This is a genomic window from Nonomuraea basaltis (genome assembly GCF_005893125.1).
GTDB lineage: Bacteria > Actinomycetota > Actinomycetes > Streptosporangiales > Streptosporangiaceae > Nonomuraea > Nonomuraea basaltis.
Map to the genome: position 1 here is coordinate 1 of NZ_VCJS01000348.1, position 9125 is coordinate 9125.

At 69.9% G+C, this 9125-nt stretch carries 6 protein-coding genes and 1 pseudogene; 4 read left to right on the forward strand and 3 right to left on the reverse strand.

The annotated features are described in order from the left end of the window. A partial coding sequence (locus tag EJK15_RS64595) for a serine/threonine-protein kinase (RefSeq protein ID WP_171075333.1) occupies nt 1-1018 on the reverse strand: 1018 nt, incomplete at its 3' end. A 287-nt stretch (nt 1019-1305) separates the two neighbouring features. Between EJK15_RS64595 and EJK15_RS78275 the strand changes: the two are divergent. Beyond that, nucleotides 1306-1623, forward strand: a pseudogene (locus EJK15_RS78275) (chorismate mutase); the annotation flags it as partial. Nucleotides 1624-1971: 348 nt separating this feature from the next. Next, complete coding sequence (locus tag EJK15_RS78280) at nt 1972-2259, forward strand: chorismate mutase (RefSeq protein ID WP_240778029.1); 288 nt, start codon at nt 1972-1974, stop codon at nt 2257-2259. A gap of 114 nt (nt 2260-2373) precedes the next feature. Here the strand turns inward: EJK15_RS78280 and EJK15_RS64605 are convergent, their stop codons facing one another. Further along, nucleotides 2374-3417, reverse strand: a complete 1044-nt coding sequence (locus EJK15_RS64605) for an SGNH/GDSL hydrolase family protein (RefSeq protein ID WP_171075334.1) — start codon at nt 3415-3417, stop codon at nt 2374-2376. Nucleotides 3418-3699: 282 nt separating this feature from the next. On the opposite strand from EJK15_RS64605, the gene dnaE reads away from it, so the two are divergent. Together dnaE and EJK15_RS64615 are read left to right on the forward strand one after the other, a co-directional pair. Then, nucleotides 3700-7227 (forward strand): DNA polymerase III subunit alpha, encoded by a 3528-nt coding sequence (dnaE, locus tag EJK15_RS64610; protein WP_138720150.1) that lies wholly within the window; start codon nt 3700-3702, stop codon nt 7225-7227. Between the two features lie 154 nt (nt 7228-7381). After that, nucleotides 7382-8752: an amidase gene (locus tag EJK15_RS64615; RefSeq protein ID WP_138720151.1), complete on the forward strand. Its 1371-nt coding sequence runs from the start codon at nt 7382-7384 to the stop codon at nt 8750-8752. Nucleotides 8753-8760: 8 nt separating this feature from the next. Here the strand turns inward: EJK15_RS64615 and EJK15_RS64620 are convergent, their stop codons facing one another. Further along, nucleotides 8761-9021, reverse strand: coding sequence for a hypothetical protein (locus EJK15_RS64620; protein ID WP_206062168.1), 261 nt, complete (start codon nt 9019-9021; stop codon nt 8761-8763). Nucleotides 9022-9125 lie beyond the last annotated feature (104 nt).

Sequence of the window (9125 nt, forward strand, 5' to 3'; positions counted from 1 at the left end):
CGGGCGCGCCCACGGCGACCGTGGCGGGGGCGGGCAGCACGAGGTCGGGGTCGGTCGGGGTGTCGTCCTCGGCCGGCGCCTTGCGCGGTGTGGACTGGTATGGGGCCTTGCGCGCCTTGGCCGGCTCCTTGCGCGGTTTGGCCGGCGGCGGGACCTCCAGCTCCTGGGCCGGGAACTGCGCGGTCGGCGGCGGGCTCACCTGCGCGATGGTGTTGCGCAGCAGCCGCGCCGTCTCCTCGTACGTGAGCCGCTGCACCGGCTCCTTCGCCAGCAACCCGCTGATCACGTTCGTCAGCGGGCCGGCGTTCTTCGGGGGATCCGGCTCGTCGGTCAGCACGGCGTGCATCGTCGCCAGGGCCATGCCGCGCTCGTGCGGCGAGCGGCCCTCCACGGCCGTGTACAGCGTGGCGCCCAGCGACCACAGGTCCGACTCGCGGCGCGCGGGCAGGCCCTTGAGCCGCTCGGGCGCGATGAACGCCGGCGTGCCCGCCAGCCCCGTGACGGTCAGCTGCGTCTCGGTCTCCAGCGTGGCGATGCCGAAGTCGGTGAGCACGACCCGGCCGTCGTCGGCCAGCAGCACGTTCTCCGGCTTGACGTCGCGGTGCAGCACGCCCGCCTCGTGCGCCCGGTAGAGCGCGTCAAGCACGGCCAGCCCGATCTCGGCCACCCGCTTGGGCGGCAGCGGCCCGTCCTGCTTGATCACGGTGCCCAGGGAACGCGACTGGACGAGCTGCATGACGATCCAGGGACGGCCATCCTCCTCGATCACGTCGTGTACGACGATCACGTTGGGATGCTCGAATCTGGCCGCCGCCCTCGCCTCGCGCATCGTGCGCCGGTTCAGGAGCTGCACTTCCTCGCCCAGGGCGGCCGCGTATCTGACCTCCTTGACCGCGACCGTGCGGTCGAGGAGCTCGTCGTGGGCACGCCAGACAATGCCCATCCCGCCCCTGCCAATGGGTTCCTGCAGCTGGTAGCGGCCGGCGATGCGACGCCCGTCCTGCTTGCGATCCGACATCAACGGCCTCAAACCCTCCCTCTTGGCCAAGAAATACTCCCATAGCGAGGGATCAACGGCGACTCGCCAGAAGGACAGTCCACCATGTGAGAACGACCGTCCAGCAGGTGGAGGCGTGGGTGTAGGCTTCAGATATGACTTGTCGCTACGCGTTTATCGAGCCGGCTCCGGGAGGGCCGGTCGGAAGCTAGCGACCACCTGGAGCCGGCACGAGGTAGAGACACCCGTCTCTGCCTTTTTGTTTTTCCACGCCGGTTCCAGCGAGCCGGCCCGAATGGGGAGTCGAGATGTCATCGACCTTGGAACGGCACGCGGTGGCCGTCGGGGATCTGCTCGTGGGCGACGGGCCCGCCGTGGTGATCGGCAGCCGGGTGAGCCTGCGGGCGCAGCACGGGCGGGCGGACGCGTACGAGGTGCTGCGGGATCGGGTCACGCTGGCGGAGCCGTATTCCGCGGCCGACCTGCCGGCGATCGCCGAGCTGGCGGACGCCGTGGTGGTGGGGGCCACGTGGACGCGCGACATCCCGCTCGTACGGGCGGCCGCCGGGCTCGGGCTGCCGGTGGTGGTCGAGCGGCGCGCCTCGGCCTCCGTGGAGGAGTGGCTGGGGCTGGCCGGCTATTGCGAAGCCGAGGGCGACGGCCGGGTGATCCTCTGCGAGGGTGGCCGGCCGGACCTGGCACTGATGCAGGCGGCCCGGGCCGCCTCGGGACGACCGGTGCTGGCCGACGTCTCCCGGAACATCGGGCTGTCCGCGGCGGCGGTGGCGGCCGGCGCCGACGGCCTGATCGTTGACGGCTCGGGGAGTGCGGCGCGGGGGCATGGTCGCATGGCGGAGGGCCCGGGACCGTTGAGCCGACCGGGGTCGCTGTCGAGCGAACCGGAGCCGGATGCGGAGGCGGACCAGCCGGCGGCCCTGCGCGTGGCGGAGGAGGCCGTGGCCGTCGTCGGGGCGCTGCTACGGCCCGAGACGCCCGCGACGTTGCCGGAGTGCAGGGAGGCGATCGACCGCGTGGACGCCGCGCTGGCCACGCTGCTCGAGCGCCGCGCCGACCTGGCGGGCACCGTGCAGCGGCTCAAGCCGGTCGGGGGCTTCGCGGGGCGTGACATGGCCCGGGAGCGGGCGCTGGTCGCCAGGATGGCGCTGCGGGCACCTTCGCTCGGCGAGGCACGCCTCGCACCCATCATGAACGCCGTGATCGAAGCGGGCCTCCATCTGGCCGAGGAACGCGCACGCCAGTAGGGAGCCCGCCCGCTGCCGCCCCACACTGGTCACCGAGCGCGTTGCGCCGAGCCGCACCGTCCCGCGTCTCGCCGACCCGGCGCAGAGGAGGGCGGGCCCGTTGGTCGTGTGACGTCAGGGATTGGCGAGCTGGAAGTTGTTCATCGAGCGGCCGGGGCCGGTGGCGATCTGCTTGGTGATCAGGTCCGCGAAGCGGCGGTAGCCGTCGCCCGTCGGGTGGTAGCTGCGGGCGTTGACCTTGAGCTCGTCCATGTCCACGTGCAACCCGTTGAGGTACGGCTGGGGCCGCCCCACCTCATGCCCCGTGAACGCCTCGTACGCGTCCACGTACTCGACGCTGCCCGCCCCGCCGAACGCCGCGATGCCCCGGTCGAACTCCGCCGCCACCGATCGCACCGTGTCGTTGAGCCGCCGCGTCATGTCGTTGATCCACCGCTGGTCCTCGGCGCTGAGGTTGTCGACGCTCGCGATGGGCTGCGCGGGGAACGGCCGGGGATAGCCGAGGACGACGATCCGGGCGCCGGGCGCCCGGACGCGTAGCTCGCGCAGGACCTTGCCCAGGTTGGGGCGGAGCCGGTCGATGCGGCGGGAGACGGCCGTGTCCTGGTCGACGCACGCCGACGACCACGGCAGCTTGGCGATGCAGGACGTCAGCACCTTGGTGAAGCCCGCGTCGTTGCCGCCGATGCTCAGCGTCACCAGGCTCGTGGACGGGCCCACGCGGGTGATCTGGGGCTGCTGGCCGTACTGGCCGGAGAAGAGCTGGCCGGTGGTGGCGCCGCTGCAGGCATAGAAGGCGGTGCCACCGCCGAAGCGGTAGGCCTGGGCCACCAGCGGGACGTAGGAGCCGGTCGCGCGGTGGCAGCGGTCGGCGCCGTCGTTGAGCGGCTGCCTGTCCAGCTCGTACACGCCCTCGCCCGAGGAGTAGGAGTCGCCGAGCGCCACGTAGGTGCCGCTCTGCGCGACCTGTACGGGCGTCAGGCGGATCACCTCGGGTAACCGGCCGCGTGGCCCCTTGCCGGTGGGGCAGCCTACGTCCAGCGCGGCGCAGGTCAGCTTCGGGTAGACGCCCAGGGGCAGGCCCGCCACGGCGAGCGCGACGCCGGCGGCGGCGGCCGCCGCGATCTGGATGATCCTCCGCCAGGGCAGGGCCGCCACAGTGTGTGCGACCTCTTGGGTCGTCGTCGGCTCGGCGGGGAGCTGCGTGACTCCCGGTTTCGGAGGCCGGACGACGTCCTGTCCCGACTCCTTCAGCGCAACCTCCCCCGAACGGCGACTCCCTGCCCCATCGAGCGTAACCCGTGATCCGGCGCGCCCGGCGGGCGATCATTCCGCCGCGTGGCGCGAGGCCGGGCGGTCGCGCGGTACGGCTCCAGGATGTCGGTCCCGGCTACTAGAGTCAGAGCTCACCATCACATTCAGACAGGGAGGCGCCGCTCCATGTCGTCCAGCGACTCGTTCGTCCATCTGCATGTGCACACCGAATACTCGATGCTGGACGGTGCCGCCCGGCTCAAGCAGATGTTCAAACAGGTCGGCGACCTGGGCATGCCCGCGATCGCGATCACCGACCACGGCAACCTGCACGGCGCGTACGACTTCTACAAGCAGGCGACCGGCGCCGGCATCAAGCCGATCATCGGCATCGAGGCGTACGTCGGGCCGGAGCTGCGCCACAACAAGAAGCCGGTGCTGTGGGGCGAGCCGCACCAGAAGAAGGACGACGTCTCGGCGGGTGGCTACTACACCCACATGACGATCTGGGCCCGCAACAAGACGGGCCTGCACAACCTGATGAAGCTCAGCTCGCGCGCCTACACCGAGGGGTTCGTGCGCAAGTGGGCGCGGATGGACGCCGAGATCCTGGCCGAGCACGCCGACGGCCTGATGGCCACGACCGGTTGCCCGTCGGGCGAGGTGCAGACGAGGCTGCGGCTGGGCCAGTACGACGAGGCGGTCAAGGCCGCCGCGAAATACCAGGAGATCTTCGGCAGGGACAACTTCTACCTGGAGATCATGGACCACGGCCTCGACATCGAGCGCCGCGTCCGCGACGGGCTGACCGGGATCAGCAAAGAGCTGAACATCCCGCCGCTGGTCACCAACGACTCCCACTACACCTACGAGTCCGACGCCGCCTCTCACGACGCCCTCCTGTGCATCCAGACCGGCAAGCAGCTGTCGGATCCCGACCGGTTCCGCTTCGACGGAAGCGGCTACTACATCAAGAACGCCGACGAGATGCGCGCCGTCGACTCCTCCGACCTGTGGGCGGAGGGCTGCCGCAACACGCTGCTGGTGGCCGAGAAGGTCGATCCCGCCGGGTTCTTCGAGTCCAAGAACCTGATGCCGACCTACCCCGTCCCCGACGGCCTGACGGAGGAGGAGTTCTTCCGCCAGGAGGTCTGGAAGGGGATGGAGCGCCGCTTCCCCGGCGGCGTGGACGAGGAGCACCGGGCCTGGGTGGAGAAAGAGCTCACCGTCATCATCCAGATGGGCTTTCCGAGCTACTTCCTCGTGGTCGCCGACTTCATCATGTGGGCCAAGACCAACGGCATCCGTGTCGGCCCGGGGCGTGGCTCGGCGGCCGGTTCGCTGGTGGCGTACGCGCTGGGCATCACCGACCTCGACCCCATCCCGCACGGCCTGATCTTCGAGCGCTTCCTCAATCCCGAGCGCGTGTCCATGCCCGACGTCGACATCGACTTCGACGAGCGCAGGCGCGGCGACGTGATCCGCTACGTGACCGAGAAGTGGGGCGCCGACAAGGTCGCCATGATCGCCACATTCGGCACCATCAAGGCGAAGGCCGCCATCAAGGACGCCGGCCGCGTCCTGGGCTACCCGTACGCGCTGGGCGACAAGGTCTCCAAGGCGTTCCCGCCCGCCGTCATGGGCAAGGACATCCCGCTGGCGGGCATCTTCGACAAGGACCACCCGCGCTACGCCGAGGCAGGCGAGCTGCGCAGGCTCTACGAGGAAGACGTCGACGTCAAGGCGACGATGGACCTCGGCAAGGGCCTGGAGGGCCTGATCAGGCAGACCGGCGTGCACGCCGCCGGCGTGATCATGTCGGCCGAGGTGCTGACCGACCACATCCCGGTCATGCGCCGTGACTCCGACGGCGCGATCATCACGCAGTTCGACTACCCGACCTGCGAGACGCTCGGCCTGCTGAAGATGGACTTCCTGGGCCTGCGCAACCTCACGATCATCGACGACTGCCTGAAGATGATCGAGGCCACCGGCGGCGAGCAGATCGACCTGCTGGAGCTGCCGCTGGACAACCGCAAGGCCTACGAGCTGCTGGCCCGCGGTGACACGCTCGGCATCTTCCAGCTCGACGGCGGTGGCATGCGCTCGCTGCTGCGGCTCATGCGCCCCGACAACTTCGAGGACATCTCCGCCGCCCTGGCGCTCTACCGGCCGGGTCCGATGGGCGCCAACTCGCACACCAACTACGCGCTGCGCAAGAACGGCCAGCAGGAGATCACCCCGATCCATCCCGAGCTCGAGGAGCCGCTGAAGGAGATCCTCGACACGACCCACGGCCTGATCGTCTATCAGGAGCAGGTCATGGCCATCGCGCAGAAGGTCGCCGGCTACTCGCTCGGCGGCGCCGACCTGCTGCGGCGCGCGATGGGCAAGAAGAAGAAGTCCGAGCTGGACAAACAGTTCGAGTTCTTCGAGCGGGGCATGCAGGACAAAGGCTTCTCGGCCGCGGCCATCAAGGCGCTGTGGGACATCCTGCTGCCGTTCTCCGACTACGCCTTCAACAAAGCCCACACCGCGGGCTACGGCCTGGTCTCCTACTGGACCGCGTACCTCAAGGCCAACCACCCGGCCGCCTACATGGCCGCGCTGCTGTCGAGCGTCAAGGACGACAAGGACAAGTCGGCCCTCTACCTCAACGAGTGCCGGCGCATGGGCATCAAGGTGTTCCCGCCGGACGTCAACGACTCCGACTTCGACTTCACCCCGCGCGGCACCGACATCCGCTTCGGTCTGTCGGCCGTCCGCAACGTCGGCGCGAACGTGGTCGACGGCATCATCGCCGCCCGCAAGGAGAAGGGCCGCTTCGCCGACTTCAAGGACTTCCTGCGCAAGGTGCCGGCGATCGTCTGCAACAAGCGGGTGATCGAGTCGCTGATCAAGGCGGGTGCCTTCGACTCGCTGGGGCACGTGCGCAAGGGCCTGGTCATGGTGCACGAGCAGGCCGTCGACGCGATCATCGACATCAAGAAGAACGAGGCCATCGGCCAGGACTCGCTGTTCGGCGCGATCGAGGGCGGCGACGACCAGACGTTCGACGTGCAGCTCCCGCCGGGGGAGTGGGAAAAGGACACCCTGCTGCAGTTCGAACGGGAGATGCTCGGCCTCTACGTGTCCGATCATCCGCTGTTCGGCGTCGAGCACATCCTGTCCGCCGGGGCCGACTGCTCGATCGCCGCCGTCCAGGACGAGAGCCGGGCCGACGGGCAGGTGGTGACCGTGGGCGGCATCCTGAGCGGGGTGCAGCGCAAGGTCACCAAGAAGGGCGACACGTGGGTGCTGACCCAGCTTGAGGACCTCGAAGGGTCGATCGAGGTCATGATCTTCCCGTCGGCGTACCAGCTGTGCTCGACGATCCTGGCCGAGGACGCGATCGTGTTCGTCAAGGGGCGGATCGACAAGCGGGAGGACGTCGCCAAGGTCATCGCCATGGAGGTGACGGCGCCCGACCTGACGCAGGAGGCGGGCGGGCCGCTGCTGGTGAGCCTGCCGCTGACGCGCTGCACGCCTCCGGTGGTGGGGCGGCTGAAGGAGATCCTCGCCATGCATCCGGGCACGTCCGAGGTCCACCTGCAGGTGCACAACGGGCCCAAGACGACCGTGCTGCGGGTGGACGACCGGCTCCGGGTGACCCCGTCCCCGGCGCTGATGGGCGACCTGAAGCAGCTCCTCGGCCCCGCGTGCCTGGGCGCCTGATCGAGGCTTTCCCACCACCCACCAGGTGGGCGTGGCGGGTCGCCGTGACGCGCGCACTGTAGGCGGCCTGAGTGGTAACCCGACGAGCCGCCAGGGCGGCGGTGGGCAAACCTCGCCGTCGCCCGCCCGTACGGCATGGGGCAGGATCGCAAGGGTGAGCGAACTGCACTACCTCAGCGCGACCGAGCTGGCACACCTGATCAGGACCAGGCAGGTGAGCGCCGTGGAGGTCCTCCAGGCCCACCTCGACCGCATCGAGCAGGTCAACCCCCACGTCAACGCCATCGTGACCCTGGTCGCCGAGCGGGCACTCGACGCGGCCAAGGCCGCCGACGCGCGGGAGCCGGCCGGTCCGCTGCACGGCGTGCCCGTCGCGCACAAGGACCTCGTCGACACCGCCGGCATCCGCACCACCTACGGCTCGCCGCTGTACGCCGACCACGTCCCCGACAAGGACGACCTGATCGTCGAGCGGCTCCGGGCCGCGGGGGCCATCAGCGTGGGCAAGACCAACACCCCGGAGTTCGGCACCGGCTCCCACACCGTCAACGAGGTGTTCGGCGCCACCAGGAACCCCTACGACCTGTCCAAGTCCGCGGGCGGCAGCAGCGGAGGGGCCGCCGTCGCGCTGGCCACCGGCATGGTCCCGCTGGCCGACGGCTCCGACATGGGCGGCTCCCTGCGTAATCCCGCCTCCTTCTGCAACGTCGTGGGCCTGCGTCCCACCCCCGGCCGGGTCCCCGTCCCGTCCGAGACCAACGCCTGGTACACGCTGTCCGTCATGGGGCCGATGGCCAGGACGGTCGACGACGTGACCCTGATGTTCGGGGTCGTCGCCGGGTTCGACCGCCGTTCCCCGTACGCGATCAAGGAGGTCTTCGCCCCCGAGCCGGAGGAGGGCGTGGCGGGCCTGCGGGTGGCGTGGAGCCCGGACCTGGGCGGGCTGCCGGTGGACCCCCGGACGGCGGCGGTCACCGCCACGGCGCCCGGGGTGTTCGAGCGGCTGGGGGCGCGGGTCGAGCAGGTCGAGCTGGATCTGTCCGAGGCCGAGGACGCGTTCCGGACCTATCGGGCATGGAACTACGTGCTGAACTTCGGCGACCTGGACGGCCTCGGCCCCAACACCGCGTGGAACGTCGAGCAGGGCCGGAAGGTCACCGGGGCCGACCTGGCCCGGGCCGAGCGCGCGCGCAGCCGCCTCTACCAGCGGATGGCCGCCTTCTTCGACACGTACGACGTCCTGATCGCGCCGGTCAGCCAGGTCCCGCCGTTCCCGGTTGAGCACCCCCACGTCAGCGAGATCAACGGCGAGAGGCTGCCCGACTACCTCGCGTGGATGCGCTCCGCGTACTGGATCAGCGTCCTGCACGCCCCCGCCGCCTCCGTACCGGCCGGGTTCACGCCGGACGGGCTGCCGGTGGGGGTGCAGATCGTCGGCCGGCCGTTCGAGGACGCCAGGGTGCTGCGCGTGGCCCGCGCGTTCGAGCAGGCCACGCGGCACGGCCTGCGCCGGCCGCCCCTATAGAGAAGCCTTCAGAGCGGCTCACCGTACGGCTGCCGCAGCGGCGACTCGCGGTACCCGTGCATGCCCTCCAGCAGCCCGAACAGCCCCACAGCGAGCAGCGGCCAGGACACCAGCACGCCTTGGGCGGTCAGCTTCAGCGCCCCGGGGACGATCTTCACCCCGGGCGCCGCCGCGGCCTCCACCGTGACGGCCCCGAGCGTGAACGTGGATCCGATCCAGAACGTCAGCGTCGCGCCCAGCACCCCGCCCGCGCACAACCCGAGCAGCACCCCCCTGTCCCTTATACACATCTCCGAGCCCACGAGACACTAAAAAAAAACAGAAAATAGTTATCTTACCTTGAAGTACCCCAGGAACACTACCTCGTATAATT